Origin of the sequence: Streptomyces sp. NPDC046465, assembly GCF_040646035.1 — a bacterium.
Lineage (GTDB): Bacteria > Actinomycetota > Actinomycetes > Streptomycetales > Streptomycetaceae > Streptomyces.
In genome coordinates this window covers 107,710-134,682 of the sequence record NZ_JBEYZK010000012.1, presented here as the reverse complement: position 1 = coordinate 134,682, position 26,973 = coordinate 107,710, and the positions used below count along the sequence as shown (strand labels likewise).

Here is a 26,973-nt window from a genome sequence, read left to right as displayed (position 1 = left end):
GAGGAGACGGGAAACATGTCTGCTTGCGTCCCCACTCGCGCCACCGACTCGGCTCACACACCCCGCGCCAACAAGCCCCACGCCCCGCCGCCCGGCAAGAGGTTTCGCATCGCGGGTGCCGACCTCTCCGCGTCGGTCGCCGTCTTCCTGATCGCCCTTCCGCTGTCCCTCGGCATCGCCCTCGCGACCGGGGCGCCGCTCCAGGCGGGCCTCGTCGCCGCCGCCGTCGGCGGCATCCTCGCCGGGGCCCTCGGCGGCTCACCTCTCCAGGTCAGCGGCCCGGCCGCCGGGCTGACCGTCGTCACCGCCGACCTCATCCAGCAGTACGGCTGGCGGACCACCTGCGCCATCACCGTCTTCGCCGGGCTCGCCCAACTCGGCCTCGGCTGCGTGCGCGTGGCCCGCACCGCGCTCGCCGTCAGCCCCGCCGTCGTCCACGGAATGCTGGCCGGCATCGGCATCACCATCGCGGTGGCCCAGCTGCACATCGTGCTCGGCGGCACCCCGCAGAGCTCCGTACTCGACAACGTCAGTGCGCTCCCCGCCCAACTGGCCGACCTCCACTGGGAGGCCGTGACGATCAGCGTGCTGACCCTGACGATCCTGCTGCTCTGGCCGCGGATCCCCGGGCGGGCGGGGCGCATCGCCCGGATTCTGCCCGCGGCCCTCGTCTCCGTCGCCGCCGCGACGGCCGTCGCCTCGCTCGGCCGGCTCGCGGTCGACAAGGTGGACCTGCCGTCCTGGCGCAGCCACGCCTTGGCCGGGCTGCCGGAGGGACCCGTGCTCGGGCTCGTGGCCGCCGTGCTCACCACCACCCTGGTCTGCAGCGTGCAGTCGCTCCTCGGCGCCGTCGCCGTCGACAAGGTCGTCGCCGGGCAGCACGACCTGCACGCGGGCGTGCGCCGCTCCGACCTCGACCGCGAACTGCTCGGCCAGGGCGCGGCGAACATCGTGTCCGGCACCCTCGGCGGCCTGCCCGTCGCCGGTGTCGCCGTGCGCAGCATGGCCAATGTGCGCGCGGGCGCGGTCAGCAGGAACTCCACGATGCTGCACGGCGTTTGGGTAGTAGTGGCCGCGCTGCTCCTGGTCCCCGTCCTGGAGCTGATCCCGCTCGCGGCCCTCGCCGCCCTCGTCATGGCCGTCGGCATCCAGATGGTCAACCTCAACCACATCCGCACCATCACCCGCCACCGCGAGATCCTCGTCTATGCCGTCACCACTCTCGGCGTGGTCGTCTTCGGTGTCCTCGAAGGCGTGGTACTCGGCGTCGCCGTCGCCGTGGCCGTCTCGCTGCACCGCCTCGCCCGCACCCGGATCACCCACTGCGAGGTGGACGGCATCCACCACGTACGCGTGCGCGGGCAGTTGACCTTTCTCGCGGTGCCGCGGCTCAGCCGGACGCTGCACCTCGTCCCGCACGACGCCCATGTGATCGTGGAACTGGACGGCTCATTCATGGACCACGCCGCGTACGAATCGCTGCAGTGCTGGCAGGACGCGCATGCCGCGCACGGCGGCAGTGTCGAGATCACCGGCCGCTCCGGGACCCGTATCGCCGAACCCGCCAGTGCCGCGCACTCCTGCTGCCGGCCCTGGACCCCGTGGCGCAACCACCACTGCGACCGGCCGCAGGAGGAGGAGCAGGCGAACCGGCCCAGTTCGCATCAACTGGCCAGCGGGATCAGCGCCTTCCAGCGGAACACCGCGCCGCATGTGCGCGGCGAGCTCGCCAGGCTCGCGCGTGAGGGGCAGCAGCCCGCACAGCTCTTCCTGACCTGTGCGGACTCCCGGGTCGTCACTTCGATGATCACGTCGAGCGGTCCCGGTGACCTCTTCGTCGTACGCAATGTGGGCAACCTCGTGCCGCTGCCGGGCGCCGGGAGCGGGGACGATTCGGTGGGCGCCGCGATCGAGTACGCGGTCGATGTGCTGCAGGTGCGGTCGATCACCGTCTGCGGGCACTCCGGGTGCGGCGCCATGCAGGCGCTGCTCAACACCCCGCCCGGCGGCGCCCAGACCCCGTTGAAGCGGTGGCTGCGGCACGGTCTGCCGAGCCTGGAGCGGATGGGCGCGCAGGACAAGGCATGGGCGCGCCTGGCCGGACGCGCGCCCGCCGACGCGGTCGAGCAGCTCTGCCTCACCAACGTGGTCCAGCAGCTGGAGCACCTGAAGGCGCACGAGTCGGTGGCGCGCCGACTTGCCGAAGGTGATCTTGAGCTGCACGGTATGTACTTCCACGTCGGCGAGGCACAGTCGTATCTGCTGACGGAGGGGACCGATGCCGGGCAACTGCCCGACGAGGTCTTCGATCAGGTGGCGCCCACCGCACGGATCAAGGTCTAGCAGCCCCCTTCCGGGTAAAGGTCTAAACCAATTTTCGGCAGCCCCTTGTCACCACGGGTTGTGTCTGATGAGCTGTGGCTTCGGACACAACGGACACCCTGGGAAAGGGACATGTCGTGAGCAACGAAAGCCTGGCCAACCTCTTGAAGGAGGAGCGTCGCTTCGCGCCGCCGACGGAGCTGGCAGCCGCCGCCAACGTCACGGCGGAGGCGTACGAGCAGGCCAAGGCTGACCGGCTCGGCTTCTGGGCCGAGCAGGCCCGCCGACTGACCTGGGCCACGGAGCCGACCGAGACGCTCGACTGGTCGAACCCCCCGTTCGCCAAGTGGTTCGCCGACGGGAAGCTCAACGTCGCGTACAACTGCGTCGACCGCCACGTCGAGGCGGGCAACGGCGATCGCGTCGCGATCCACTTCGAGGGTGAGCCCGGCGACAGCCGGGCCATCACCTACGCCGAGCTGAAGGACGAGGTCAGCCGCGCGGCCAACGCCCTGACCGAGCTCGGCGTCCAGAAGGGCGACCGCGTCGCGGTCTACCTGCCGATGATCCCCGAGGCGGTCGTCGCGATGCTGGCCTGCGCCCGCATCGGCGCCGCCCACTCGGTGGTCTTCGGCGGCTTCTCCGCGGACGCCATCGCCAAGCGCATCGAGGACGCCGACGCCAAGGTCGTCATCACCTCCGACGGCGGCTATCGCCGGGGCAAGCCCTCCGCGCTCAAGCCCGCCGTGGACGAGGCCGTGGGCCGCGTCGACGGCGTGCGCCACGTCCTCGTGGTGCGCCGCACCGGTCAGGACGTGGCGTGGACCGAGGGCCGCGACGTGTGGTGGCACGAGATCACCCAGAAGCAGCCGGCCGAACACACCCCGGAGGCCTTCGACGCGGAGCACCCGCTCTTCATCCTCTACACCTCGGGCACCACGGGTAAGCCGAAGGGCATCCTGCACACCTCCGGCGGCTACCTCACGCAGACGGCGTACACCCACCACGCCGTCTTCGACCTCAAGCCCGAGACCGACGTCTACTGGTGCACGGCCGACATCGGCTGGGTCACCGGCCATTCGTACATCACGTACGGCCCGCTGGCCAACGGCGCGACACAGGTGATGTACGAGGGCACCCCCGACACCCCGCACCAGGGGCGCTTCTGGGAGATCGTCCAGAAGTACAAGGTCTCCATCCTGTACACGGCGCCCACGGCGATCCGGACGTTCATGAAGTGGGGCGACGACATCCCCGCGAAGTTCGATCTCAGCAGCCTGCGGGTGCTCGGGTCGGTCGGCGAGCCGATCAACCCCGAGGCGTGGATGTGGTACCGGAAGAACATCGGCGGCGACGCCTGCCCCATCGTGGACACCTGGTGGCAGACCGAGACGGGCGCGATGATGATCGCTCCGCTGCCGGGCGTCACCGAGACCAAGCCGGGCAGCGCCCAGCGCGCCCTGCCGGGCATCTCCGCCACCGTCGTCGACGACGAGGCGAACGAGGTGCCGGACGGCGGCGGTGGCTATCTCGTCCTGACCGAGCCGTGGCCGTCGATGCTCCGCACCATCTGGGGCGACGACCAGCGCTTCCTCGACACGTACTGGTCGCGCTTCGAGGGCCGGTACTTCGCCGGTGACGGGGCCAAGAAGGACGAGGACGGCGACATCTGGCTGCTCGGCCGGGTGGACGACGTGATGCTCGTGTCCGGGCACAACATCTCCACCACCGAGGTCGAGTCGGCGCTCGTCTCGCACCCCGCGGTCGCCGAGGCGGCGGTCGTGGGCGCGGCGGACGAGACGACGGGCCAGGCCATCGTGGCGTTCGTGATCCTGCGGGGCACGGCGAACGCCGACGACGAGGGGCTCATGGCGGAGCTGCGCAACCACGTGGGCGCCACGCTCGGCCCGATCGCCAAGCCGAAGCGGGTCCTTCCGGTGGCCGAGCTGCCGAAGACCCGGTCCGGCAAGATCATGCGCCGTCTCCTTCGGGACGTCGCGGAGAACCGTGAGCTCGGTGACGTCACCACGCTCACCGACTCGACTGTGATGGACCTCATCCAGACGAAGCTGCCGGCCGCTCCGAGCGAGGACTGACCGCCGGTCAGCGATTGATCCACGTACGCCCGCAGGTGATCCACGTACGCACAAAAGGGCCGTCCGGCAGCGCGCCGGGCGGCCCTTTTGTGCTTAAGGTGAAGATCACCGGATAGGTCCGGGCGTACGTTAGGTAAGCTAAGAATCGCGTCAACGCCGCGACAAAGTGCGGCGTCGCGACGCGACGAGAAGTACCTAGGTGCGCCGGGAAGTCTGGTCGGCATGAGCTCTGCCCTGCCCACCCGACCGGAGGTCGTCTCTCGTGACCGCGCCCGCCCCCCACGACAACCGCAAGGTTCTCGGCCGCCTCTCGCTCCCTGAGCGGAACGTCATCGCGGAGGCGCTGCGCGCCGAGACCGTCGGCGGGGTGCTGCTGCTCGTCGCCGCGGTCTCCGCACTGATCTGGGCGAATACGGCCGGCGGCTCCTACGAGTCCGTACGGGGCTTCCACCTCGGCCCCGGATCGCTCGGTCTCAACCTCTCCATCCAGCACTGGGCGGCCGACGGACTGCTCGCCGTCTTCTTCTTCGTGGCGGGCATCGAGCTCAAGCGCGAGCTGGTCGCGGGCGATCTGCGCGACCCCAAGGCCGCCGCGCTGCCCGTCGTCGCGGCGCTCTGCGGCATGGCCGTGCCGGCGCTCGTGTACTTCCTGACCAACACCGCGGGCGGCGGCTCGCTCGACGGCTGGGCCGTCCCGACCGCCACCGACATCGCCTTCGCGCTCGCCGTCCTCGCGGTCATCGGCACCGCGCTGCCGTCCGCGCTGCGCGCCTTCCTGCTCACCCTCGCCGTCGTCGACGACCTCTTCGCGATCCTGATCATCGCGGTCTTCTTCACCAGCGACCTCAACTTCGCGGCGCTCGGCGGCGCCGTACTCGGCCTCGCGGTCTTCTGGCTGCTGCTCAGGAAGCGGGTGCGCGGCTGGTACATCTACGTTCCGCTGGCGCTCGCCATCTGGGGCCTGATGTACAACAGCGGCATCCACGCCACCATCGCGGGCGTCGCCATGGGCCTGATGCTGCGCTGCCACAAGGAGGACGAGAGCGAGGAGCACTCCCCCGGCGAGCACATCGAACATCTCGTACGACCCCTCTCCGCGGGCCTGGCCGTGCCGCTGTTCGCGCTGTTCAGCGCCGGTGTGGTCGTTACGGGCGGCGCGCTCGGCGATGTGTTCACCAAGCCGGAGACGCTCGGCGTGGTCCTTGGCCTGGTGGTCGGCAAGGCGGTCGGCATCTTCGGCGGCACCTGGCTCACGGCCCGCTTCACCAAGGCCGAGCTCAACGAGGACCTGGCCTGGCCCGATGTGTTCGCGGTGTCCTCCCTTGCCGGTATCGGATTCACCGTCTCGCTGCTCATCGGCGAACTCGCCTTCACCGAGGACCCGCTGCTCACGGACGAGATCAAGGCGGCCGTCCTGACGGGCTCGCTGATCGCGGCGGTGCTCTCCGGGATCCTGCTGAAGATGCGCAACACCAAATACCGCAAGCTGTGCGAGGACGAGGACCGCGACGACGACCTCGACGGCATTCCCGACATCTACGAGATGGACAAGCCGGACTACCACCTGCGGATGGCCGCCATCCATGAGAAGAAAGCCGCGGAGCATCGCAGGCTTGCCGAAGTCTCGGGTGGGGAACGCAAGGACGGCAACGGTCCGGCATGATCTGAGCAGACATATCCAGAAGAGATCAGAAGAGATAAAGGGGAGAACGCGATGAGCTCACCCGACGGCCCCGTCGGCGCCGAGCGCAGCCTCGGCCAACTGGTCGCCACGGCGACCGGCGAGATGTCCGCGCTGGTGCACGACGAGATCGCCCTTGCCAAGGCCCAGCTGCGACAGGACGTCAAGCGCGGTGCGGTCGGCGGCGGCGCGTTCGCCGCGGCCGGCGCGGTCCTCATCTTCTCGCTGCCGATGCTGAGCTTCGCGCTCGCCTACGCGATCCACACCTGGAGCGACTGGAACCTCGCGATCTGCTTCGTGCTGTCCTTCGCCGCCAATGTGCTGGTGGCCGGGGTACTCGCGCTGATCGGCGTCGTCTTCGCGAAGAAGGCCAAGAAGGGCAAGGGCCCGCAGAAGGTCGCCGCTTCGGCCAAGCAGACGGCTGCCGTACTGGGGAACGTCAAGCCGCATCCCCGCCCGGTGAGCCCCGCGGGTGCCGTCGAGGTCCGGGTCGGTGAGACGGGAGCGACTGTGGCACGCTCGTCCTCATGACGGACCCCGCCGCCCAATCGGCCCAACCCCCCGGCTCAGTCGTACGCATCGAGGGGCCCTGGACCCACCGGGACGTGGCCGCGAACGGGGCGCGCTTCCACATCGCCGAGATGGGCGACGGGCCGCTGGTCCTTCTCCTGCACGGCTTCCCCCAGTTCTGGTGGTCGTGGCGGCACCAGATGGTGGCGCTCGCCGACGCGGGCTTCCGGGCCGTCGCGATGGACCTGCGGGGCGTGGGCGGCAGCGACCGCACGCCCCGCGGTTACGACCCGGCGAACCTCGCGCTCGACATCACGGGTGTCGTACGTTCCCTCGGCGAGCCGGACGCCGCGCTCGTCGGGCACGACCTGGGCGGGTACCTGGCGTGGACCGCGGCCGTGATGCGGCCCAAACTGGTGCGCCGCCTCGCCGTCTCCTCAATGCCGCACCCGCGCCGGTGGCGCTCGGCGATGCTGTCGGACCGCACGCAGACGGCCGCTGCCTCGTACGTGTGGGGCTTCCAGCGGCCGTGGGTGCCGGAGCGTCAACTGATCGCCGACGACGGAGCCCTGGTGGGCCGTCTGGTGCGGGACTGGTCCGGACCCGGCCTGCCCGACGACGACGCGGTGGAGACGTATCGGCGGGCCATGTGCATCCCCTCGACGGCGCACTGCTCGATCGAGCCGTACCGCTGGATGGTGCGGTCGATGGCGCGGCCCGACGGCATCCAGTTCAACCGGCGCATGAAGCGTCCTGTGCGGGTGCCGACGCTGCATCTGCACGGATCGCTGGATCCCGTGATGCGCACGAGGAGCGCGGCGGGATCCGGCGAGTACGTCGAAGCGCCGTACCGCTGGCGGCTGTTCGACGGCCTCGGGCACTTTCCGCACGAGGAGGACCCGGTGGCGTTCTCGACGGAGCTGGTGAACTGGCTGAAGGACCCCGAGCCGGACCGGTGAGGTGTGGCGGGCGCCGCTCCCTGTCGACTTGTGGGGCTTTCCAGGGGGCACGGGGACGCTTGCCAGGGGCATGTGAGCGCTTGCCAGGGGCATGTGGGTGCTTGGCCCGGAGGCCTTGGGGGAACACCTGTCCTACGAACGCCAATTGCCTCGCGCATAGGCCAATTGGGGCCCTTGGGCGCGGTTACCGACCATGGGGCCCGGGCACACGTCGGGGTATGGGCTGGACGCACGACTACAGTGACGTAGCACGCAATCGCCGCTCGGCCACAGCGCTGAACAGCCGCGAGAGGGGCGGGCCACAGGAGCAGGACCATCACGGCCCCCCTCAAGACATGGGCATTCCCCATATCCTCCGCCGGAGGGCCCGCTGGGTCTCCGCGCGGCTCCGCCACACGCGCGACTGACCCCGTCCTCCGGGCCCTCCGACCGCCGTTCTAGAGCGCGCAGCCCTGGCTGTCGACCTCTTGGCCGGCGGTGCGGCCCCGCTTGATGTCCTCGCGCACCTCGTCCGCGGTCAGCGCATACCCGGTGTCCGGATCGTCGAGGGACTTCGCGAAGACCACGCCGTAGACCTTGCCGTCGGGCGTGAGCAGCGGGCCGCCGGAGTTGCCCTGGCGGACGGTCGCGTAGAGCGAGTACACGTCGCGGTGCACGGTGCCGCGGTGGTAGATGTCCGGGCCGTTGGCCGTGATGCGCCCCCGCACGCGCGCGGGGCGGACGTCGTAGGGGCCGTCCTCGGGGAAGCCCGCCACGATGGCTCCGGCGCCGCTGGGCGCGTCCTTGGACGTGAACTGCAAGGGCGGTGCCTTCAGCGCGGGCACGTCCAGGACGGCGATGTCGCGCTCCCAGTCGTAGAGGACGACCTTCGCGTCGTACGTCTGGTTCTGGTCGCCTATCTGGACGGTCGGCTCGTCCACGCCGCCGACCACGTGCGCGTTGGTCATCACGCGGCGGTCCGCGAAGACGAAGCCGGTGCCTTCGAGAACCTTGCCGCAGGAGCGGGCCTCACCGCGGACCTTCACGATGGAGCGCTTGGCAGTCGTGGCCACCTTGCTCTTGGCGAGCTTGGGATCCGGGGGCTGGACCTCCTTGATGGGCTCGTTCGAGAACGGGCTGAAGACCTGCGGGAAGCCGTTCTGCGCGAGCACCGAGGAGAAGTCGTTGAACCAGGTGTCGGCCTGGCCCGGCAGGGTGCGGGAGACGCCGAGCAGGATCTTGGAGTTGCGCACTTCCTTGCCGAGGGTCGGCAGCGTCGTACCCGCGAGGGCGGAGCCGATCAGCCAGGCGACGAGGAGCATCGCCACGACGTTGACCAGCGCGCCGCCGGTCGCGTCGAGAGCGCGAGCGGGCTGCCAGGTGATGTATCTGCGCAGCTTGTTGCCGAGGTGCGTGGTGAAGGCCTGGCCGATCGACGCGCAGACGATCACGATGACGACCGCCACCACCGCCGCGGTCGTACTCACCGTGGCCGCGTCGTCGTCCGTGAGGGCGTCCCACACGATCGGCAGGAGATAGACGGCGACGAGGCCGCCGCCCAGGAATCCGATCACCGAGAGGATGCCGACCACGAAGCCCTGGCGGTACCCCACGACCGCGAACCACACGGCGGCGAGCAGCAGCAGGACGTCCAGCACGTTCACCGATTCAATCCTCGCCTCGCATCGCGGCCGCCGTTCCACGCAACCTTGTCATGCGCGCCAGTCGAGCGGGACCTGCCTACTGCGGTCCCAAGGGCGCTCCCAGCCCGCGAAGTGCAGGATTCTATCGATCACGCCCGCCGTAAAGCCCCAGACCAGGGCGGACTCGACGAGGAAGGCCGGGCCGTGGTGACCACTGGGGTGGACCGCCGTCGCCCGGTTCGCCGGGTCCGTGAGATCGGCCACGGGGACCGTGAACACCCGGGCCGTCTCGTTCGGGTCGACGACGCCCACCGGGGTCGGCGTGCGCCACCAGCCGAGCACGGGCGTCACGACGAAGTCGCTCACCGGAATGAAGAGGCGGGGCAGTTCGGCGAAGAGCTGGACGCCGTGGGGGTCGAGCCCCGTCTCCTCCTCGGCCTCGCGCAGAGCGGCGCGCAGCGGGCCCTCGCCCTGCGGGTCGCCGTCCTCGGGGTCGAGGGCGCCACCGGGGAAGGAGGGCTGGCCCGCGTGCGAACGGAGGGATCCGGCACGCTCCATCAGGAGCATCTCGGGGCCTTTTTCGCCCTCTCCGAAGAGGACGAGTACGGCGGACTGGCGTCCGGCGCCGCTCTCCGGAGGCAGGAAGCGGCTCAGCTGGAGCGGCTCGACGGTCCGGGCGGCGTGGACGACCGGGTCGAGCCAGGAGGGCAGGCCGACGGTGCTGAGCAGAGGGTGACCGTCCTGATCTGTGGGTTGGGTGGGGATGGGGGTGCTCGTGCTGGGTGTGGTGTTCGCCGTGCGTGCGGTGTTCGCCGTGCGTGCGGTGTTCGCCGTGCGTGCGGTGTTCTTGGTGCTCGTGTTCGCCGTGTGCGAGTTGTTCTTGGTGTTCGCCGTGTGCGAGGTGTTCTCGGTGCTCGCCATGTCCGTCGTATCGCTCGCGTGCGTCATCGGCACCCCCGTCCGTCTCTGGACAACGCTCTTTCCCCTCGGGTTCGTTCCGTCCGCCGTCGGTGTCAGCCTGCGGCGAGCGGAGGCGCCGGCTTGCCCGGGTAGTCCGACGGCGGCTTGAGGCGCTGGCCGGGGAAGCCGCCCATCTCGTACTTCAGCAGCTTCTTCGCCTTCTCCGGATCGGTCTCGCCCTCTCCGTACGACGGGCAGAGCGGGGCGATCGGGCAGGCGCCGCAGGCGGGCTTGCGGGAGTGACAGATTCGGCGGCCGTGGAAGATCACGCGGTGCGAGAGCATCGTCCACTCGCTCTTCGGGAAGAGCGCGGCGACGGCCGCCTCGACCTTCACCGGGTCCGTCTCCTCGGTCCACTTCCAGCGGCGGACCAGGCGGCCGAAGTGGGTGTCCACGGTGATCCCGGGCACTCCGAAGGCATTGCCCAGCACGACGAACGCGGTCTTGCGGCCCACTCCGGGCAGCTTGACGAGGTCGTCGAGACGGCCCGGCACCTCGCCCCCGAAGTCGTCCCGCAGCGCCTTGGCCAGGCCCATGATCGACTTGGTCTTCGCCCGGAAGAAGCCGGTCGGCCTGATCAGCTCCTCGACCTCCTCAGGGACGGCGGCGGCCAGGTCCTCCGGAGTCGGGTACTTGGCGAAGAGCCGCGGGGTCGTCTGGTTCACGCGCAGGTCGGTGGTCTGGGCGGAGAGGACCGTGGCGACCAGGAGCTCGAACGGGTTCTCGAAGTCCAGCTCGGGGTGGGCGTACGAGTACACGTCCGCGAGCTCGCGGTTGATGCGCCGGGCGCGGCGGACCAGGGCGGCGTGGGACTCCGTCAGGGTGCCGCCGGTTGCGGGCTTCTCGACTGGGGAGGCGGTCTTCTTGGCGGGGGCCTTCTTGGGCGCTGCGGTTTTGGGCGATGCGGTTTTGGCCGGGGCCTTCTTGGCTGCGGCCTTCTTCGCAGGTGCCTTCTTGGCAGGTGCCTTCTCGGTTGCGGCTTTCTTCGCTTGTGCCTTCTTCGCCGCCGCCTTCTCGGGCGCGGGCGTCGTCTTCTTTGCGTTCACAGGGTCGACCTCTTCGCCGGGGACGCCAGGGGAGGTGTCCTTTTTGTCGCATTTTCAGGGATGCCGGACGCGTGTTCGCCCACAGCGGAATAACAAGGTGCCGCCACCCGCTCAGCCCCCTCGGCCTGCGCTCTCACCGGCTTTTTGGACACCCGGCCAGCCTAGAGCCCGACACTGACATCCGTCCCTGACCCCATGGATCGGCCCCCAATTGGCCCCCTCCCGCACAGCTGGCGACGCCGGTGCGGCAGACTTGTGACTGATCACACTGTTTGGACCGTCCAGCAAAACGGGGAACACGGTCCCCTGATATGACGGGGGAATCAAGATCCCCTGAGCAGGTCGACAAGGAGAGAACTCGTGGACGACGTTCTGCGGCGCGCCCCGCTCTTCGCGGCGCTCGATGACGAGCAGGCCGCGGAGCTCCGCGCCTCCATGAGTGAGGTGACGCTCGCGCGCGGGGATGCGCTTTTCCATGAGGGCGACCCCGGAGACCGCCTGTACGTGGTCACCGAGGGCAAGGTGAAGCTCCACCGCACCTCGCCCGACGGCCGGGAGAACATGCTCGCGGTGCTCGGCCCCGGCGAGCTCATCGGAGAGCTGTCGCTCTTCGACCCGGGCCCGCGGACCGCCACGGCGTCCGCCCTCACCGAGGTCAAGCTGCTCGGCCTCGGCCACGGCGACCTCCAGCCCTGGCTCAACGCCCGCCCCGAGGTGGCCGCCGCCCTGCTGCGCGCCGTTGCCCGGCGCCTGCGCAAGACCAACGACCAGATGTCCGATCTGGTCTTCTCCGACGTGCCGGGCCGGGTGGCCCGCGCGCTTCTCGACCTGTCGCGCCGCTTCGGCGTGCAGTCCGAAGAGGGCATCCACGTCGTGCACGACCTCACGCAGGAAGAGCTCGCCCAGCTGGTCGGCGCCTCCCGCGAGACGGTCAACAAGGCCCTGGCGGACTTCGCCGGACGCGGCTGGCTTCGGCTCGAGGCCCGCGCGGTGATCCTGCTGGACGTGGAGCGGCTGGCCAAGCGTTCGCGCTGACGCTGCGTCTGTACGTGAAAATGTCTGTACGTGGATGGGCCCCGCCTCTTGAGAGGCGGGGCCCATCGGCGTTTCCGGGCGGGGCTGTGGGCGGCTTCCCCGCGACCCGTCAGATCAAGCCGTGTTCCCGCAAGTAGTCCAGCTGCGCCCTGACCGAGAGCTCCGCGGCGGGCCACAGGGAGCGGTCCACGTCGGCGTACACGTGCGCCACGACGTCCGTGGCCTCGATGTGGCCGTTCTCGACGGCCGTCTCGACCTGGGCCAGCCGGTTGGCGCGGTGCGCGAGGTAGAACTCGACGGCTCCCTGGGCGTCCTCCAGGACCGGACCGTGGCCCGGCAGGACCGTGTGCACGCCGTCGTCGACCGCCAGGGAGCGCAACCGGCGCAGGGAGTCCAGGTAGTCGCCGAGACGGCCGTCGGGGTGTGCCACGACCGTGGTGCCGCGGCCGAGAATCGTGTCTCCCGTCAGGACCGCCCGGTCGGCGGGGAGGTGGAAGCAGAGCGAGTCCGCGGTGTGGCCGGGGGTCGCGACGACGCGCATCTCCAGGCCACCGGTGGTGATCACGTCGCCGGGCGCGAGCCCCTCGTCGCCGAGGCGCAGGGCGGGGTCCAGGGCGCGGACGTGAGTACGGGTCAGCTCGGCGAAGCGGGCCGCGCCCTCGGCGTGGTCGGGGTGGCCGTGGGTCAGGAGCGTCAGGGCGACCCGCTTGCCCGCCTTCTCCGCGGTCTCGATGACGTGGCTCAGGTGCGTGTCGTCCAGCGGGCCCGGGTCGATGACCACCGCGAGCGGTGAGTCCGGCTCGGAGACGATCCAGGTGTTGGTGCCGTCCAGGGTCATCGCGGAGGGGTTGGGTGCGAGGACGTTGACCGCGCGGGTGGTGGCGGGGCCGCTGAGGACTCCGCCGCGCGGCTGGCCGGGGAGGGCGGCGGCATTGGTCATGCGGGGGTGACTCCTGTCTGTTCTGTCTGGGCGGAGGCCCGGGGGGCCGGGGGCCGGGGGCCGGGGGCTCAGGGCCAGGTGTTCTTGGGGCTTGGCGGGGCTGTGCGGGGCTGTGCGCGGGGCCGTGCGGGGCTGTGCGGGCTTGACGGGGCTGTGTGGGCCCCGTGTGGAGCCGTGCGGGCTTGGCGGGGCTGTGCGGGGTCTGGAGCCTCTGGGGGGCGGTTCGGTCGCTGTGGGGGTGGTGCGGGGGCTCTGCGGGCTGCGGGTGCGGCGTCTGGGGTCGTCTGGGAGTGCAGCTCTGCGGGCTGCGGGTGCCGCGCCTGGGGGTGCGGGGCCGCGGGGGTATGTACGTACTCGCCATCACTGCGCGCCACGCCTCAAGAACAAAGACGCCAGAGTGCGCTCAGTGCTCCGTGCGCACATACCCCCACGCCCCCTCCCGTCTCGATCGCGGCTGACCGCCGTCCCGTGCCCAGGGATGGCAGGGGCGCTCGGCACGGCGTCATCGGGGGGTGCTCGTCACGATGTGTTTGGTGAACTCATCGTGGCCCGGCCAGGACAGGATCAACTCGTCGCCCTCAAATCGCGCCTGGGCCAGCACCGGGGTCATGTCCTGCGACGGGGCCGCGGCAAGGGCCTCGCGGGGCGACGGGTGCGGGCTCAGGGAGCGCAGCGTCGCGATGGTGGGCGGCATCATCAGGAGTTCGCCCGCGTCGTAGCGGGCCGCCGCCTCGGAGGGGGTGATCCAGACCGTGCGGTCGGCCTCCGTAGAGGCGTTGCGGGTGCGCTGGCCATCGGGCAGCGCGGCCACGAAGAAGAACGTGTCGTAGCGCTTGGGCTCAAACTCCGGGGTGATCCAGCGGGCCCACGCGGCGAGGAGATCGCTGCGCAGGTACAGGCCCCGGCGGTCCAGGAACTCCGCGAAGGAGAGGTCGCGGGCAACCAGCGCCTCGCGCTCCGCCTCCCAGTCGTCGCCCGTGGTGTCGCCGACGACCGTCTCCGGAGTCGGCCCCGCGAGCAGCACGCCCGCTTCCTCGTACGTCTCACGGACCGCCGCGCAGACGATCGCCTGGGCGGCGGCCTCGTCGTCGACGCCCAGACGAGCCGCCCAGGACGCGCGTGCGGGGCCCGCCCAGCGCACCAGGTGATCGTCGTCGCGCGGGTCGACCCCGCCGCCCGGATACGCGTACGCGCCTCCGGCGAAGGCCATGGAGGCGCGTCTGCGCAGCATGTGTACTTGCGGCTCACCGTCGCCCGGTCCGCCCCTGAGGAGCATGACGGTCGCGGCGCGGCGCGGCGTCGCCGGAGTCAGCTCGCCGCTCGCGAGGGCACGGATGCGGTCGGGCCACTCCGGGGGGTACCACTGCCCATTTGCCATGGGCGGAGGCTATCCCCTAGTGAGCTGATGTTCGAGAGGCAACTACCGGTCCCTACAAGGGCCCGCCAAGCAAGGCCGACACCTCAGTACCCCGATAAGCCAGCACCCCGGTATGGCCGGAAACGGCCTACGCCTCCGTCAGCTCCACCTGGATCTCGACCTCGACCGGAGCGTCCAGCGGGAGCACGGCGACGCCCACGGCGCTGCGCGCGTGCACGCCCTTCTCACCGAGCACCTCACCGAGGAGCTCGCTGGCGCCGTTGATCACGCCGGGCTGGCCCGTGAAGTCCGGGGCGGACGCGACGAAGCCCACGACCTTCACGACGCGCGCGACGCGGTCCAGGTCACCGACGACCGACTTGACCGCGGCCAGCGCGTTCAGCGCGCAGGTGCGGGCCAGGTCCTTGGCCTCCTCGGCGGTGACCTCGGCGCCGACCTTGCCGGTCACGGCGAGCTTGCCGTCCACCATCGGGAGCTGGCCCGCGGTGTAGACGTACACGCCGGACTGGACGGCCGGCTGGTAGGAGGCCAGCGGCGGCACGACCGCGGGCAGCGTCAGGCCGAGCTCGGCGAGGCGGGCGTCGACTGCGCCGCTCATGCCTGCTTCTCCCGCTTCAGGTAGGCCACGAGCTGCTCGGGGTTGTTCGGCCCGGGCACGACCTGGACCAGCTCCCAGCCGTCCTCGCCCCAGGTGTCAAGAATCTGCTTCGTGGCGTGGACGAGCAGAGGCACGGTTGCGTATTCCCACTTGGTCATGTGGCCGACTGTAGTCGGTGTGACGGGTTGCTCAGGGTGGGCTCCTGCATGGTCCGGGCAGCGACTGGTTAGGCTCGGAAGGGTGAGCAGGCTCCAGGTCGTCAGCGGCAAGGGCGGTACCGGCAAGACCACGGTGGCCGCGGCCCTCGCGCTCGCCCTGGCGAGCGAGGGCAAACGCACCCTCCTCGTCGAGGTCGAGGGCAGGCAAGGCATCGCGCAGCTCTTCGAGACGGAGGCGCTGCCCTATGAGGAGCGGAAGATCGCCGTCGCTCCCGGGGGCGGGGAGGTGTATGCCCTCGCCATCGACCCCGAGCTGGCGCTGCTCGACTACCTCCAGATGTTCTACAAGCTGGGGGGCGCGGGGCGGGCCCTGAAGAAGCTCGGGGCCATCGACTTCGCGACGACCGTCGCGCCGGGCCTGCGGGACGTCCTGCTGACCGGCAAGGCCTGCGAGGCGGTGCGCAGGAAGGACAAGAGCGGGCGCTACGCGTACGACTGCGTGGTGATGGACGCCCCGCCGACCGGGCGCATCACCCGCTTCCTGAACGTGAACGACGAGGTCGCCGGGCTCGCGAAGATCGGGCCCATACACAATCAGGCGCAGGCCGTGATGCGGGTCCTGAAGTCCCCCGAGACGGCCGTGCACCTGGTGACCCTCCTGGAGGAGATGCCCGTCCAGGAGACGGCGGACGGGGTGGCCGAGCTGCGGGCCGCACAGCTGCCCGTGGGGCGGCTCATCGTGAACATGGTGCGCCCGGCCCTCCTCGACGAGGCTTCGCTGAAGCTGGGCCTGGAGCAGGCGCCCCGTACGGCCATCGCCAAGTCCCTGTCCACCGCCGGGCTCGGCGGTGCGCGGCGCGGCGGGGTCGCCGAGCGGCTGGTCGACCCGCTCCTGGAGCAGGCCGCCGAGTACGCCGAGCGGTTCGCCCTGGAGCGCGACCAGCGGGCCCTCCTGACGGAGTTCGGTCAGCCTCTGCACGAACTCCCGCTCCTCGCGGGCGGGATGGACCTCGCGGGCCTCTACGAGCTCGCCACGGCACTGCGGAAGCAAGGGATCGCATGACCAGCGAGCGCACGACCCGGACGACGGCACGGACTCTGGAGCCCGGCCTCGCGCTGGACGTGGACGCCCTGATCGACGACCCGGAGACCCGGATCGTGGTGTGCTGCGGCTCCGGAGGCGTCGGCAAGACGACCACCGCGGCCGCCATCGGGCTGCGCGCGGCGGAGCGGGGCCGCAAGACCGTCGTCCTCACCATCGACCCGGCGCGCAGGCTCGCGCAGTCCATGGGCATCGACTCGCTCGACAACGTGCCGCGCCGGGTCAAGGACATCGACGGCTCCGGCGAACTGCACGCCATGATGCTCGACATGAAGCGCACCTTCGACGAGATCGTCGAGGCGCACACGGACAAGGAACGCGCCAAGGCGATCCTCAACAACCCCTTCTACCAGTCGCTTTCGGCGGGCTTCGCGGGCACGCAGGAGTACATGGCGATGGAGAAGCTGGGGCAGTTGCGCTCCCGCGACGAGTGGGACCTGATCGTCGTCGACACGCCGCCCTCGCGCTCGGCACTGGACTTCCTCGACGCCCCCAAGCGCCTCGGGTCCTTCCTTGACGGGAAGTTGATCCGCGTCCTGATGGCGCCGGCGAAGGTGGGCGGTCGGGCCGGGATGAAGTTCCTGAACGTCGGCATGTCGATGATGACGGGCGCCCTGGGCAAGCTGCTCGGCGGGCAGTTGCTGCGCGACGTGCAGATGTTCGTGACAGCGATGGACAGCATGTTCGGCGGCTTCCGCACCCGGGCCGACGCGACGTACCGGCTGTTGCAGGCGCCCGGCACGGCGTTCCTCGTGGTGGCCTCGCCGGAGCGGGACGCCCTGCGGGAGGCCGCGTACTTCGTGGAGCGCCTCGCCGCGGACGACATGCCGCTCGCGGGCCTCGTACTGAACCGTGTGCACGGCAGCGGTGCCGCTCAGCTGTCGGCCGAGCGGGCCCTCGCCGCCGCAGAAAATCTTGAGGAACGCCGCATTGTGGATCAGGAGGACGGGAAGGTAGAAGTTCGTAACTCCCCCGAGAATTCCGCGACTTCAGAGAATCCCGCGCCGTCCGAAGCCCCTGCGAATCCCGAGGCCCCCGCGAATCCCGAGGCTCCCGCTTCCACCACATCTGACGTCGCCTCACCCGATGTCGCCCTACCTGACATCGACGAGCCGGTGACCGACGCGTGCGTCGAGCAGATGACCGCCGGTCTCCTGCGCCTGCACGCCGAGCGCATGCAGTTGCTCGTACGTGAACAGCGCACGCGTGATCGTTTCACCGCGCTCCACCCCGAGGTGGCCGTGGCCGAAGTGGCCGCGCTCCCCGGTGATGTGCATGACCTTGCGGGGCTCCGGGCTGTCGGGGACCGACTGGCGGGCTGACGCGACGCGGGGGTCACCCTCGTCGCTCGTGCCCGGCCGTGGGGGTTCGTCGCCCTGATGGCCTACCGGTCTACCCCACTGCGGCGTAGCTCTCGTACGTCTCCTCGTCCTCCAAGTCCACGGGCAACAGGCCCGCACCGCGCTCGTACTCGGAGCGCGCAGTCTCCAGGAGCCTGCGCCATGAGGTGACGGTGGGGCGCCTGCGCAGCAGTGCGCGGCGCTCTCGCTCCGTCATGCCACCCCACACGCCGAACTCGACGCGATTGTCCAGCGCGTCGGCCAGGCACTCGGTCCGCACCGGACATCCGGTGCACACCGCCTTGGCCCTGTTCTGCGCTGCTCCTTGAACGAACAGTTCATCCGGATCGGTAGTGCGGCAGGCCGCCTGCGCACTCCAGTCGGTTACCCAGCCCATACCGGCGCCGTCCTCTCCCGAATCGAGGCTCCCCCACGGCGGCAGCGGCATATTCACCGCCGCCAGTTGAGGACGTTACGGAAGGTGGGCACACCGCAACACCCCCTTCGGGCCCAATCTTGAATGGCCCGAACGGACTATGCGTAAGCGGCAGATCACCCGACGGAGTGACCTGGCGACATCTGTGCGGAAACCGGCATTCCGGGACACTTCAGTTGAGTCACAACGGACGCCGAGCGTCACATGAGGCGAATTCGGACAGCGATCCGCCGGATTTCGGGAGCGGGGGGTCTGTTGCCGAACCGTACGGCTGTGACAGTTGAGAGCAGCTTAGGCCAAGGCATTGAGGCCTGTCCGGCGAATCAAAACGTCGATTCCAGAGGTGCCAGAAGTACTAGAGGTGCCAGAGGTGCCAGAGGTGCCAGAGGTGCCAGAGGCACGCGAACATCCCGAGGAACCCCTGCTCCCTCGGAACCCCGGCGGGGACGGATTAGGCTGCCCTCATGGGAAAGAAGCGCTCGGGCGGTGGTCTGTCACCAACTCAGCAGGCCGCGAAGTTCCTCGGAGTCAGCGTCCTGGCGGGTGCGGTGCTGGCCGGGATCGCCCTGCCCGCGGCCGGAGCGCTGGGCCTCGCGGCCAAGGGTTCGGTCGAAGGGTTCGACGAGATCCCCGCCAATCTGAAGCAGCCGCCGCTCAGTCAGCGCACCACGATCCTGGACAACAAGGGCGGTCAGATCGCCACGGTCTACTCGCGTGACCGCACGGTCGTCCCGCTCAAGGACATCTCGCCGTACATGCAGAAGGCGATCGTCGCGATCGAGGACTCCCGCTTCTACGAGCACGGCGCGGTCGACCTCAAGGGCATCCTGCGCGCGCTCAACCAGAACGCGCAGAGCGGCGGCGTCTCGCAGGGCGCGTCCACGCTGACGCAGCAGTACGTGAAGAACGTCTTCGTGGAGGAGGCCGGCGACGACCCGACGAAGGTCGCCGAGGCCACGCAGCAGACGCTCGGCCGCAAGATCCGCGAGCTGAAGTACGCGATTCAGGTCGAGGACAAGCTGGGCAAGAAGCGCATCCTCAAGAACTACCTGAACATCACCTACTTCGGGCAGCAGGCATACGGCATCGAGGCCGCGGCCCAGCGGTACTTCTCCAAGCCCGCCAAGGACCTGAAGGTCCAGGAGGCCGCGCTCCTCGCCGGCATCGTGCAGTCGCCCAGCCGGTACGACCCGGTCAACGACTCGGCGGAGGCCACCAAGCGGCGCAACGTGGTGCTGCAGCGCATGGCCGACACCCACGACATCTCGCAGCGGCAGGCCGCCGACGCCAAGAAGACCGAGCTCGGCCTGAAGGTGAGCCGCCCCAAGAACGGCTGCATCACCTCGGTCAGCGGCGCCGGCTTCTTCTGTGACTACGTGCGCGAGGTGTTCCTCAACGACCCGGTCTTCGGCAAGACGAAGGAAGAGCGGGCCAAGGTCTGGAACCGGGGCGGCCTGAAGGTCCGCACGACCCTCGACCCGCAGGCACAGGACTCCGTGCAGGCGTCGATAAAGGATCACGTGAACAAGACCGACGACGTGGCGACCGCCGCCTCGATCGTCGAGCCGGGCACGGGCAAGATCCTCGGCATGGGCCAGTCACGTCCCTACGGCTTCAAGAAGGACGAGACCACGATCAACCTCTCCGTGGATCACTCCATGGGAGGCGGCGCGGGCTACCAGCCCGGTTCGACGTTCAAGCCGATCGTCGCGGCGGCGGCCCTGGAGGGCGGCAAGTCTGCGGGGCAGAGCTACGCGTCACCGTACGAAATGCCCTACCCGCAGCGGGTCTCCGCCTGTGACGGCAAGCAGTGGGTCAACTCCGGCAACGCGAAACTGAGCAACGAGAACGAGTCCGAGGTCGGCCCGTACGGCATGCAGGAAGCGACCGCGAAGTCGGTCAACACCTACTACGTGCAGCTCATCGGCGACATCGGCATCTGCCCGGTGACGAAGCTGGCCGCCAAGATGGGCGTCGAGCGCGCCGACGGAAAGCCGATGGACCAGGCTCCGTCCATCGCCCTCGGCACCCAGGAGATGTCGCCGCTGACGATGGCGGGCGCGTACGCGACCTTCGCCTCGCGCGGCACGTACTGCACGCCGATCGCCATCGAGTCGATCAACACGCTCGGCGGCAAGTCGCTGCCGGTGCCGAAGTCGTCGTGCTCGCGCGCCATGTCGCAGAAGACCGCCGACACCGTCAACACCCTCCTGAAGGGCGTGGTCGAGGACGGTACGGGCAAGCAGGCCGGCCTCGGCTCCCGCCCCAGCGCGGGCAAGACGGGTACGACCGACTACCGCTACGCCGCCTGGTTCGTGGGCTACACCCCGAACATGTCGGGCGCGGTCTGGGTCGGCGACCCGCAGCACAAGCGGCAGATGGTCGACATCACCATCGGCGGGGTCCCGTACGACAAGGTCTTCGGTGGCGAGGTGCCGGGCCCGATCTGGCGCGACGCGATGAGCGGCGCCCTCGCGGGCAAGCCGGGTCCGGGCTTCAACACCGTCCACATCCCCGGCGGTGACAAGGGCAAGGACGGGGACCACGGCCGCGACCACGACAACAAGCCGGGCGGTGGCGGCCACGACGGTGGCAACGGCGGCGGCAATGGAGGCGGTAACGGCGGCGGGAATGGCGGCGGGAACGGCGGGGGTGGCAACGGCGGAGGCGGCGACCCCTGGCCGGACATCCCGCTCCCGCCGGACGTCCTCGGCGGCAATGGGAACGGCGGGAACGGGAACAGCAACGGTGGCGGCGGGAACGGCATCGGGGGCGGGTTCGGAGGCTGGCCGCAGTAGCTCTTCGGCTGTACGTGGATGAGGGCGCCCCCTGCCTCAGGGGGCGCCCTCATCCAATCCACGGATCACTTCACTTACGGATCACTTCACTTACGCGTCGCTGCACTTACGTGTCGCTGCACTTACGTGTCGCTCAGCCCGCGAGGAGCTTCTTGACCGTGGCGGCGACGCGGCCGCCCTCGGCCAGGCCCGCGACCTTCGGGTTCACGATCTTCATGACCTGGCCCATGGCGCGCGGGCCCTCGGCGCCTGCGGCCCTGGCCTCCGCGACGGCCTGGGCGACGATCTCCTGGAGCTCGTCGTCGGAGAGCTGCTTGGGCAGGTACTCGGCGAGGATCTCGCCCTCCGCCTTCTCCTTCGCCGCCTGCTCGGGGCGGCCTCCCTCGGCGAAGGCCTCCGCGGCCTCACGGCGCTTCTTGGCCTCGCGGGCGATCACCTTCTGCACCTCGTCGTCGGAGAGCTCGCGGGCCGTCTTGCCCGAGACCTCCTCCTTCGTGATCGCGGTGAGGGTCAGCCGGAGCGTCGAGGAGCGCAGCTCGTCGCGCCCCCGGATCGCGGCGGTGAGGTCATCGTGCAGCTTCGACTTGAGCGTGGTCATGGGTTGATTGTGGCAGGTGCGGAGGGCTGCCCGCCCGCCGATTTCCGCTGGGCGGGCGCGGGTTGCCGGTGCGGGCCCACCCGAGGCCCGTACGGGGCCCACCCAGGGACTGACGCGTTGTCTGACACGATGGGGGGATGCGCGCGCGATACGCAGTACCCCTGGGCATCACGGCGACGGCTGCGGCCGGTCTCGCCTACTCGGTGGGCTTCGAGGCCCGTTTCTTCCGGCTGAGGCGGGTCACGGTGCCCGTACTGCCGTCGGGGATGCGTCCCTTGCGGGTCCTCCAGGTCTCCGACATCCACATGGTGTCCGGGCAGCGCAAGAAGCAGCGGTGGCTGCGCTCGCTGGCGGGGCTGCGCCCCGACTTCGTCGTCAACACGGGCGACAACCTCTCCGACCCCGAGGGCGTCCCGGAGACCCTGGACGCGCTCGGCCCGCTGATGGAGTTCCCCGGGGCGTACGTCTTCGGCTCGAACGACTACTACGGCCCGAAGCCGCGCAACCCCGCCCGCTACCTCGTCGAGAAGGTGCAGGGCAAGCACGGCCTGAACGGCAACCCGCCCGCGGTCGGCGTCATCCACAACCCCTGGGAGGGCCTGCGCGACGGGTTCGACGCGGCGGGCTGGGTGAACCTCACGAACACGCGGGGCTCGCTGAAGATCGACGGTTACGAGATCGCGCTCACGGGCCTGGACGACCCGCACATCAAACGCGACCGGTACGCGCGCGTGGCGGGCGGTCCGGAGGCCGGGGCCGACTTCTCGATGGGCATCGTGCACGCCCCGTACCTGCGCGCGCTCGACGCCTTCACCGCGGACGGCTACCCGCTGGTCCTCGCCGGCCACACACACGGCGGCCAGGTGTGCATCCCCTTCTACGGGGCACTGGTGACCAACTGCGACATCGACACCGACCGCGTGAAGGGCCTCTCCACGCACGAGGCGGAGGGGCGGAAGTCATTCCTCCACGTGTCGGCCGGGTGCGGGGCGAACCGCTACACGCCGATGCGGTTCGCGTGCCCGCCGGAGGCGACGCTGCTCACGCTGACGGCGCGGGGCTGAGGGCTGGGCTGAAGGCTGGGTTCAGGGCTGTCGGCTCGGGGCGACAGGGGGGCGACACGGGTCTCGCCCGGGCGGGCATCCGGCAGCCACGGTGCTTACCGTGGGGACATGATCGCCCCAATACGCCCCGTACACCGCATACGCCACATACGCCCCACAAATCCCACCCGCAAGGTGCATGCGGGTGTTCCCGCGGAGGCGGTCGTGCCAGCCGTACGCCGCCCCCTGGTGGCCGTCTTCCGCGCCTTGATCGCGCTGGCCGCGGTGGCCGGAATCGCGATCGACCTGGCCACCGGCAGCCCGCTGCGCGTCCTCAGCTACTTCACGATCCAGAGCAACGTGCTGGTGGCGGTGGTCCTCGGCCTCTCCGCATGGCGCGCCTGGCGGGGCCGCCATCCACTGCCGCCCTGGCTTTCCGGCGGCACCGTCCTCTTCATCGCGATCACGGGCCTCGTCTACCACCTGGTCCTGACCAACGACGCGAGCGGCTTCTCGATGACCGACGACGCCACGACTCCGCCCGGCTGGCACTCCCTCGCGAACCAGCTCCTGCACACCGTGACGCCGATCGCCGTGGCCCTCGACTGGCTGCTGCTCACCGGGCCGGGCGGCCTGCGCCTCCGCCACGCGACCCTGTGGCTGCTCTACCCCCTCGCCTACCTGGCCTTCGCCCTAGCCCGAGGCCCCCTGCTGCCCCCGGGCCCGCAGGCCCGCTACCCGTACCCGTTCCTGGACGTCGACGTCCACGGCTACGCGGGCGTCCTGGGCAACGCCGTCATCTTCGGCCTGGCCTTCTACGCCCTCGCCCTGCTCGTCCTCCTCCTGGACCGCCTCCGCCCCCAGCCCCGGCCCCCCGAAAACCGGATTTCGTCTCCGGGCGCCGGTCCGCTAAAGTAATCGGTGTCGCCACGGCCTGCACCGCAGTCCGCTGGAACAACGACATCGGGGTGTAGCGCAGCTTGGCAGCGCGCTTCGTTCGGGACGAAGAGGTCGTGGGTTCAAATCCCGCCACCCCGACAGCTGAAATACCAGGTCAAGGGCCTGATCCGGATTCGGATCAGGCCCTTTCTGCGTACCTGGTGATCGTTTGGGAGAAATCCGGGAGAAGATCTTGGTCAGGGTCTCCCGGAGGGTAGCGGCCGTGTGGACCTGATCGCCTTGCCGCCGCGGCTTGCCCCGTGCGCGTTCGTGAAGTGGGTGCGGTGCAGCCCAATGCTGTGGCTCCGGCCCAGCCTCGGCAAAACCGGCTCAGTACCGGAAAGCGATGGCTCTATGGTGATCGCTTTCAGGCACGTCCGACCAACGGGCGTCACCGCGTGCTCGGACAGGCGATGCCGAGGCCGAAGATCGACGGCATCGCGAGCAGCGGGAACTGCTGAAACGCGAGGATAGGCGCCTCAGCTACACCGACTACGTGGCTGGTGAGCCGTGCCGGGGCTGCGGAGAACCCATGTTGGACGATCGAGGGGACTGGCCTCCGTTCATGAAGATGTCCGAGGCGGAGAAGCAGGAGCACGCCGAAGCGGCAGAGCAACGGTCTCAGCAGCGGCATGCTGATTGCAGGGATGGCCGCTGGTCCATCAGCGGTTCTCGGGTGACGCATTGTGGTTCTTGTTGCCCGTCACCTCCGAGGAGCGCAGGAAGAACCTCGACACCTGGAACCTCACCCTTCGATGTGAGCACGTGGTTCCGTGCGCGTACGGAGTCGGATCGGGAGCAGCTCGCCCGGGAGTTGACCGCTGCCGAGGCGAAGCTGGTGCGTCAGCAGAAGGACTCGGCAGCAACGCAGCGTCGCACCACCGAGATCCAGGAAGCGCTCAACGAGGAGGCGTAACTGGGCCAACCTCACGTGGAGCCGTATAGGCAGGCATCGCTGAGGAGTGTTCCCAATCGGGATCAGGGCCTCGGCGGATGTCGGTGAAGGAGCGGACCCATGTTGGCCCGGATACTTGCGAACCCACACGAGGCACGCACTTCAAGCCACTCGTACGAGTACGTGGCACCACAACGCGCTAGATCTGCCGAGCTCCACCTCGACGTAGATGCTCATCCCCTGTTTACCGATATCAGGCGACGCATTTGGTCGTCTCGCTGGCGCAATGCTCAGCAAGCCGGACATTCCGTACGGCGCCCTGACGGGCATGCCTCGATGCGCCTCAGCCAAAGCCAGCCCCGCCGTCATAGTCACCGGGTGACCACGGATAGCTTTGCTTCGCTCGGGTAAACCCTCACCTCACCGGAGACAACTGTGAACCGCTCGACCCGGCTCGTGGCGGCCGCGCTCACGGCTTCCGCAACCCTGCTGTTGACCGCCTGCGGCGGCAGCTCGGACGACGAGAAGGACAACAAGAAGATCGCCGGGGCTGACACCGGCAGCTCTAAGTCGGCGTCACCGTCATCGTCCGCGACAGCCGACGGGGTGGACCGCCCGAAGATCGAACTGCCGGTCGACATGAAGAACGTCTTCGAGGGCCGCCAGACCCGAGACGCGGTGAAGGATGCGATCCTCGCGGACAACGAGCGGCGCATCAGTGCCGTGGACGCAGCCCTAGCGAGTGGGGATCTGAAGCACTCCGCAGTCGCCTTCTACGCAACGGACCAAGCGCTGGGCGGGCTCTACAAGTACACGAAGAACAACATTGACAAGAGCGTCAGCTGGACGGGCACTGCACGCTACTTCAAGCGGCAGGTGACGGTGTTCGACAAGAACTCGGCGGCGGTGACGTACTGCGTCGACGAGAGCAAGACCAACCTGAAGAACCGCAAGACGAACAAAGTCATCAAAAGCGACACCCCGCCCAACGACCCGGACAACTATGTCTTCTACAACACCGGTCTGAAGAAGAACAAGGACGGTGTCTGGCAGACCTGGAGCCTCAGCGAGGACCGGGGGTCGCAGGAGTGCCGGTCGTGACGCGGGGCAGGGCGGTAGCGGTGCTGACGGCCGCAGCGTTCCTGTTCGGCGCGCCTGCGGCTCTCGCCGCGGGCCGAGGCGGTGCTGGTTCCCAGGAGATGGAGACATCGGGCGAGTCGTTCGGACAGGAGCTGTTGTCACGGGTTGCCTTCACCGCGGAGGGCGCACCCTCGAAGGCCCGGCACACCGGTTCCCTGACTCCGACAGCGGTGGGTTGGAAGGCTCCTGCCTGCTGGTACGAGCCGTACTGGAAGGCCAAGGACTTCAAGACGTTCATGGAAGCGAAGTGGTCGATCCACAAGTCTGCGGGCGGCGACCCCAAGGATCTCGCGAACGTCAAGGCACGCTACAAGGGTGGGCATCCCTACAAGGACTTCAACGCCGGCAAGAACGGCAAGGGCATGTGGTGGGTCGCCGTCAAGAACAAGGACATGAAGGATGACCCGGCCGCGGACGCATGCACTCGGCCCCCGTTCTGGGCGGACAAGAGCAAGCCTCCGAAGGTACCGCAGGCCATCGACCCCAAGACCCTCGCGGCCCTCGCTTACCAGCGCACCGAAGTGCCCGACACCACAGTCGAGTTGAAGCCCGAGGCCAAGTCGACGGTGAAGCTGCCCACGTGGGTGTGGCTGGACAAGGGCACGTTCAAGGAAGTCAAGGTGCGGGCCGAGCTGCCCGGCACGGGCCTGTGGGCGGAGACCACCGCCAAGCCGGTCAGCCTCCACCTGGAGCCGGGCGCAGAGGACGCGATGACATATCCGGCATCCGGCGAGTGCACCTTCAACAAGGACGGCTCCATCGGCACCCCTTACGTGAAGGGCAGTGCGCAGCAGGAGCCGCCGTGCGGCGTCACGTACCTGCGCGCCACCGACGGCCAGCCGCATCAGCTGACGGCGTCGGTCACCTGGGAGATCTCCTGGCGTGGCACGGGTGATGCGAAGGGGACCATGCCGGACGGCACGTTCGAGACGACCCAGGACATGAACGTCCAGGAAGTCCAGTCCGTCAACCGCTGATCGCGACGTCAGCCCCTGGACACATAGCGCTCAACGCAGCCCAGGCAACACACTCGGGACCATCTCAACCCACGGGGGCGGGCAGGCATGTCAGACCTGAAGAAGGATGCGGAAGCCCTGCACAAGGCGGCTTCCGCCCTGGGCAAGGTCGATCACCACACCCGCAAGCCGCTGCACGACTTCAAGGCCGCTTCGCACGACCTGTCCGCGTTCGGTGTGCTGGGCTCGTTGATGAGTGCCAAGGACGACATCCAGGACGGCATGGACACTGTCGCCAAGCTCACCACGAGCCTGCACAAGGAATGGGAGGCCGAGGCGAAGTTCCTGGGCGACGTCTCCGACTCCTTCGACCTGCTCGATGTCCTGCTGACCGCAGCGGCCCGCGCCAAGAAGGGCTGAG

25 protein-coding genes and 1 tRNA gene are annotated in these 26,973 nt (G+C 69.3%); 17 read left to right on the top strand and 9 right to left on the bottom strand.

Annotated elements, in window-relative coordinates; all coding sequences use genetic code 11:
- Positions 1 to 15: 15 nt before the first annotated feature.
- The 6 genes from ABZ953_RS20210 to ABZ953_RS20185 all read left to right on the top strand — a co-directional run bounded on the left by ABZ953_RS20210 (position 16) and on the right by ABZ953_RS20185 (position 7,975).
- On the top strand, positions 16 to 2,343 hold the full coding sequence (locus ABZ953_RS20210; RefSeq protein WP_361725490.1) for a SulP family inorganic anion transporter: 2,328 nt from the start codon (positions 16 to 18) through the stop codon (positions 2,341 to 2,343).
- A 74-nt stretch (positions 2,344 to 2,417) separates the two neighbouring features.
- Positions 2,418 to 4,418 (top strand): acetate--CoA ligase, encoded by a 2,001-nt coding sequence (gene acs / locus ABZ953_RS20205; RefSeq protein WP_361725487.1) that lies wholly within the window; start codon positions 2,418 to 2,420, stop codon positions 4,416 to 4,418.
- A gap of 262 nt (positions 4,419 to 4,680) precedes the next feature.
- Complete coding sequence (gene nhaA / locus ABZ953_RS20200) at positions 4,681 to 6,081, top strand: Na+/H+ antiporter NhaA (protein WP_361725485.1); 1,401 nt, start codon at positions 4,681 to 4,683, stop codon at positions 6,079 to 6,081.
- A gap of 51 nt (positions 6,082 to 6,132) precedes the next feature.
- Positions 6,133 to 6,630, top strand: coding sequence for a phage holin family protein (locus tag ABZ953_RS20195; RefSeq protein ID WP_361725482.1), 498 nt, complete (start codon positions 6,133 to 6,135; stop codon positions 6,628 to 6,630).
- Entirely contained in the window at positions 6,627 to 7,568 is a 942-nt protein-coding gene (locus ABZ953_RS20190; RefSeq protein ID WP_361725479.1) for an alpha/beta hydrolase, read from the top strand. Before ABZ953_RS20195 ends, ABZ953_RS20190 begins: the two co-directional genes overlap by 4 nt.
- 218 nt (positions 7,569 to 7,786) lie before the next feature.
- The gene (locus ABZ953_RS20185; protein ID WP_361725476.1) at positions 7,787 to 7,975 is read left to right on the top strand and encodes a hypothetical protein; all 189 of its coding nucleotides are present in this window, start codon (positions 7,787 to 7,789) and stop codon (positions 7,973 to 7,975) included.
- Between the two features lie 30 nt (positions 7,976 to 8,005).
- On the opposite strand, the gene ABZ953_RS20180 is transcribed toward ABZ953_RS20185, so the two are convergent.
- The 3 genes from ABZ953_RS20180 to nth all read right to left on the bottom strand — a co-directional run bounded on the left by ABZ953_RS20180 (position 8,006) and on the right by nth (position 11,196).
- Positions 8,006 to 9,211, bottom strand: coding sequence for a MarP family serine protease (locus tag ABZ953_RS20180; protein WP_361725473.1), 1,206 nt, complete (start codon positions 9,209 to 9,211; stop codon positions 8,006 to 8,008).
- A 48-nt stretch (positions 9,212 to 9,259) separates the two neighbouring features.
- Positions 9,260 to 9,955 carry a CoA pyrophosphatase gene (locus tag ABZ953_RS20175; RefSeq protein ID WP_361725899.1) on the bottom strand — a complete coding sequence of 232 codons (696 nt, stop codon included), beginning with the start codon at positions 9,953 to 9,955 and terminating at the stop codon, positions 9,260 to 9,262.
- Positions 9,956 to 10,203: 248 nt separating this feature from the next.
- A complete protein-coding gene (gene nth, locus ABZ953_RS20170) occupies positions 10,204 to 11,196 on the bottom strand; it encodes an endonuclease III (RefSeq protein WP_361725470.1) in 993 nt (330 codons plus the stop codon).
- Positions 11,197 to 11,556: 360 nt separating this feature from the next.
- Between nth and ABZ953_RS20165 the strand changes: the two genes are divergently transcribed.
- The gene (locus ABZ953_RS20165) at positions 11,557 to 12,231 is read left to right on the top strand and encodes a Crp/Fnr family transcriptional regulator (RefSeq protein ID WP_016642758.1); all 675 of its coding nucleotides are present in this window, start codon (positions 11,557 to 11,559) and stop codon (positions 12,229 to 12,231) included.
- Between the two features lie 109 nt (positions 12,232 to 12,340).
- Here ABZ953_RS20165 and ABZ953_RS20160 read toward each other — a convergent pair whose 3' ends face one another.
- From ABZ953_RS20160 to ABZ953_RS20145, 4 genes are all read right to left on the bottom strand, one after another.
- Positions 12,341 to 13,171 (bottom strand): MBL fold metallo-hydrolase, encoded by an 831-nt coding sequence (locus ABZ953_RS20160; protein WP_361725467.1) that lies wholly within the window; start codon positions 13,169 to 13,171, stop codon positions 12,341 to 12,343.
- 502 nt (positions 13,172 to 13,673) lie between these two features.
- Positions 13,674 to 14,549 (bottom strand): NUDIX hydrolase, encoded by an 876-nt coding sequence (locus tag ABZ953_RS20155; protein ID WP_361725464.1) that lies wholly within the window; start codon positions 14,547 to 14,549, stop codon positions 13,674 to 13,676.
- A 127-nt stretch (positions 14,550 to 14,676) separates the two neighbouring features.
- Entirely contained in the window at positions 14,677 to 15,147 is a 471-nt protein-coding gene (locus ABZ953_RS20150) for a RidA family protein (RefSeq protein ID WP_361725461.1), read from the bottom strand.
- Entirely contained in the window at positions 15,144 to 15,305 is a 162-nt protein-coding gene (locus ABZ953_RS20145) for a DUF4177 domain-containing protein (protein WP_003975360.1), read from the bottom strand. The genes ABZ953_RS20150 and ABZ953_RS20145 overlap by 4 nt, the downstream gene beginning before the upstream one ends.
- 82 nt (positions 15,306 to 15,387) lie before the next feature.
- Here ABZ953_RS20145 and ABZ953_RS20140 point away from each other — a divergent pair, with 82 nt between their 5' ends.
- Positions 15,388 to 16,368, top strand: a complete 981-nt coding sequence (locus ABZ953_RS20140) for an ArsA-related P-loop ATPase (RefSeq protein WP_361725458.1) — start codon at positions 15,388 to 15,390, stop codon at positions 16,366 to 16,368.
- A complete protein-coding gene (locus tag ABZ953_RS20135) occupies positions 16,365 to 17,729 on the top strand; it encodes an ArsA family ATPase (protein ID WP_361725455.1) in 1,365 nt (454 codons plus the stop codon). The genes ABZ953_RS20140 and ABZ953_RS20135 overlap by 4 nt, the downstream gene beginning before the upstream one ends.
- 70 nt (positions 17,730 to 17,799) lie before the next feature.
- Here ABZ953_RS20135 and ABZ953_RS20130 read toward each other — a convergent pair whose 3' ends face one another.
- Entirely contained in the window at positions 17,800 to 18,144 is a 345-nt protein-coding gene (locus ABZ953_RS20130; RefSeq protein WP_030782081.1) for a WhiB family transcriptional regulator, read from the bottom strand.
- 503 nt (positions 18,145 to 18,647) lie between these two features.
- Between ABZ953_RS20130 and ABZ953_RS20125 the strand changes: the two genes are divergently transcribed.
- Complete coding sequence (locus ABZ953_RS20125; protein ID WP_361725452.1) at positions 18,648 to 20,981, top strand: transglycosylase domain-containing protein; 2,334 nt, start codon at positions 18,648 to 18,650, stop codon at positions 20,979 to 20,981.
- A gap of 133 nt (positions 20,982 to 21,114) precedes the next feature.
- Here ABZ953_RS20125 and ABZ953_RS20120 read toward each other — a convergent pair whose 3' ends face one another.
- Entirely contained in the window at positions 21,115 to 21,579 is a 465-nt protein-coding gene (locus tag ABZ953_RS20120) for a GatB/YqeY domain-containing protein (RefSeq protein ID WP_361725449.1), read from the bottom strand.
- 137 nt (positions 21,580 to 21,716) lie between these two features.
- Between ABZ953_RS20120 and ABZ953_RS20115 the strand changes: the two genes are divergently transcribed.
- The 7 genes from ABZ953_RS20115 to ABZ953_RS20085 all read left to right on the top strand — a co-directional run bounded on the left by ABZ953_RS20115 (position 21,717) and on the right by ABZ953_RS20085 (position 26,972).
- Complete coding sequence (locus ABZ953_RS20115) at positions 21,717 to 22,643, top strand: metallophosphoesterase (protein WP_361725446.1); 927 nt, start codon at positions 21,717 to 21,719, stop codon at positions 22,641 to 22,643.
- A gap of 204 nt (positions 22,644 to 22,847) precedes the next feature.
- Positions 22,848 to 23,540: a Pr6Pr family membrane protein gene (locus ABZ953_RS20110; protein ID WP_361725443.1), complete on the top strand. Its 693-nt coding sequence runs from the start codon at positions 22,848 to 22,850 to the stop codon at positions 23,538 to 23,540.
- A 46-nt stretch (positions 23,541 to 23,586) separates the two neighbouring features.
- Positions 23,587 to 23,660: transfer RNA gene (locus ABZ953_RS20105), tRNA-Pro, on the top strand.
- Positions 23,661 to 24,318: 658 nt separating this feature from the next.
- A complete protein-coding gene (locus tag ABZ953_RS20100) occupies positions 24,319 to 24,477 on the top strand; it encodes a hypothetical protein (protein ID WP_361725440.1) in 159 nt (52 codons plus the stop codon).
- Positions 24,478 to 24,891: 414 nt separating this feature from the next.
- Positions 24,892 to 25,557: a hypothetical protein gene (locus ABZ953_RS20095; protein ID WP_361725437.1), complete on the top strand. Its 666-nt coding sequence runs from the start codon at positions 24,892 to 24,894 to the stop codon at positions 25,555 to 25,557.
- Positions 25,554 to 26,573, top strand: a complete 1,020-nt coding sequence (locus tag ABZ953_RS20090) for a hypothetical protein (protein WP_361725434.1) — start codon at positions 25,554 to 25,556, stop codon at positions 26,571 to 26,573. Before ABZ953_RS20095 ends, ABZ953_RS20090 begins: the two co-directional genes overlap by 4 nt.
- A gap of 87 nt (positions 26,574 to 26,660) precedes the next feature.
- Positions 26,661 to 26,972 carry a hypothetical protein gene (locus ABZ953_RS20085; RefSeq protein ID WP_361725431.1) on the top strand — a complete coding sequence of 104 codons (312 nt, stop codon included), beginning with the start codon at positions 26,661 to 26,663 and terminating at the stop codon, positions 26,970 to 26,972.
- Position 26,973: the final 1 nt, after the last annotated feature.

Bases quoted from the DNA above. Each gene is read 5' to 3' on its own strand.
- ABZ953_RS20210 (WP_361725490.1), top strand. From the start codon at position 16: ATGTCTGCTTGCGTCCCCACTCGCGCCACCGACTCGGCTCACACACCC.
- ABZ953_RS20195 (WP_361725482.1), top strand. From the start codon at position 6,133: ATGAGCTCACCCGACGGCCCCGTCGGCGCCGAGCGCAGCCTCGGCCAA.
- ABZ953_RS20190 (WP_361725479.1), top strand. From the start codon at position 6,627: ATGACGGACCCCGCCGCCCAATCGGCCCAACCCCCCGGCTCAGTCGTA.
- ABZ953_RS20185 (WP_361725476.1), top strand. From the start codon at position 7,787: ATGGGCTGGACGCACGACTACAGTGACGTAGCACGCAATCGCCGCTCG.
- ABZ953_RS20160 (WP_361725467.1), bottom strand. From the start codon at position 13,171: ATGACCAATGCCGCCGCCCTCCCCGGCCAGCCGCGCGGCGGAGTCCTC.
- ABZ953_RS20155 (WP_361725464.1), bottom strand. From the start codon at position 14,549: ATGGCAAATGGGCAGTGGTACCCCCCGGAGTGGCCCGACCGCATCCGT.
- ABZ953_RS20150 (WP_361725461.1), bottom strand. From the start codon at position 15,147: ATGAGCGGCGCAGTCGACGCCCGCCTCGCCGAGCTCGGCCTGACGCTG.
- ABZ953_RS20145 (WP_003975360.1), bottom strand. From the start codon at position 15,305: ATGACCAAGTGGGAATACGCAACCGTGCCTCTGCTCGTCCACGCCACG.
- ABZ953_RS20135 (WP_361725455.1), top strand. From the start codon at position 16,365: ATGACCAGCGAGCGCACGACCCGGACGACGGCACGGACTCTGGAGCCC.
- ABZ953_RS20130 (WP_030782081.1), bottom strand. From the start codon at position 18,144: ATGGGCTGGGTAACCGACTGGAGTGCGCAGGCGGCCTGCCGCACTACC.
- ABZ953_RS20125 (WP_361725452.1), top strand. From the start codon at position 18,648: ATGGGAAAGAAGCGCTCGGGCGGTGGTCTGTCACCAACTCAGCAGGCC.
- ABZ953_RS20120 (WP_361725449.1), bottom strand. From the start codon at position 21,579: ATGACCACGCTCAAGTCGAAGCTGCACGATGACCTCACCGCCGCGATC.
- ABZ953_RS20115 (WP_361725446.1), top strand. From the start codon at position 21,717: ATGCGCGCGCGATACGCAGTACCCCTGGGCATCACGGCGACGGCTGCG.
- ABZ953_RS20085 (WP_361725431.1), top strand. From the start codon at position 26,661: ATGTCAGACCTGAAGAAGGATGCGGAAGCCCTGCACAAGGCGGCTTCC.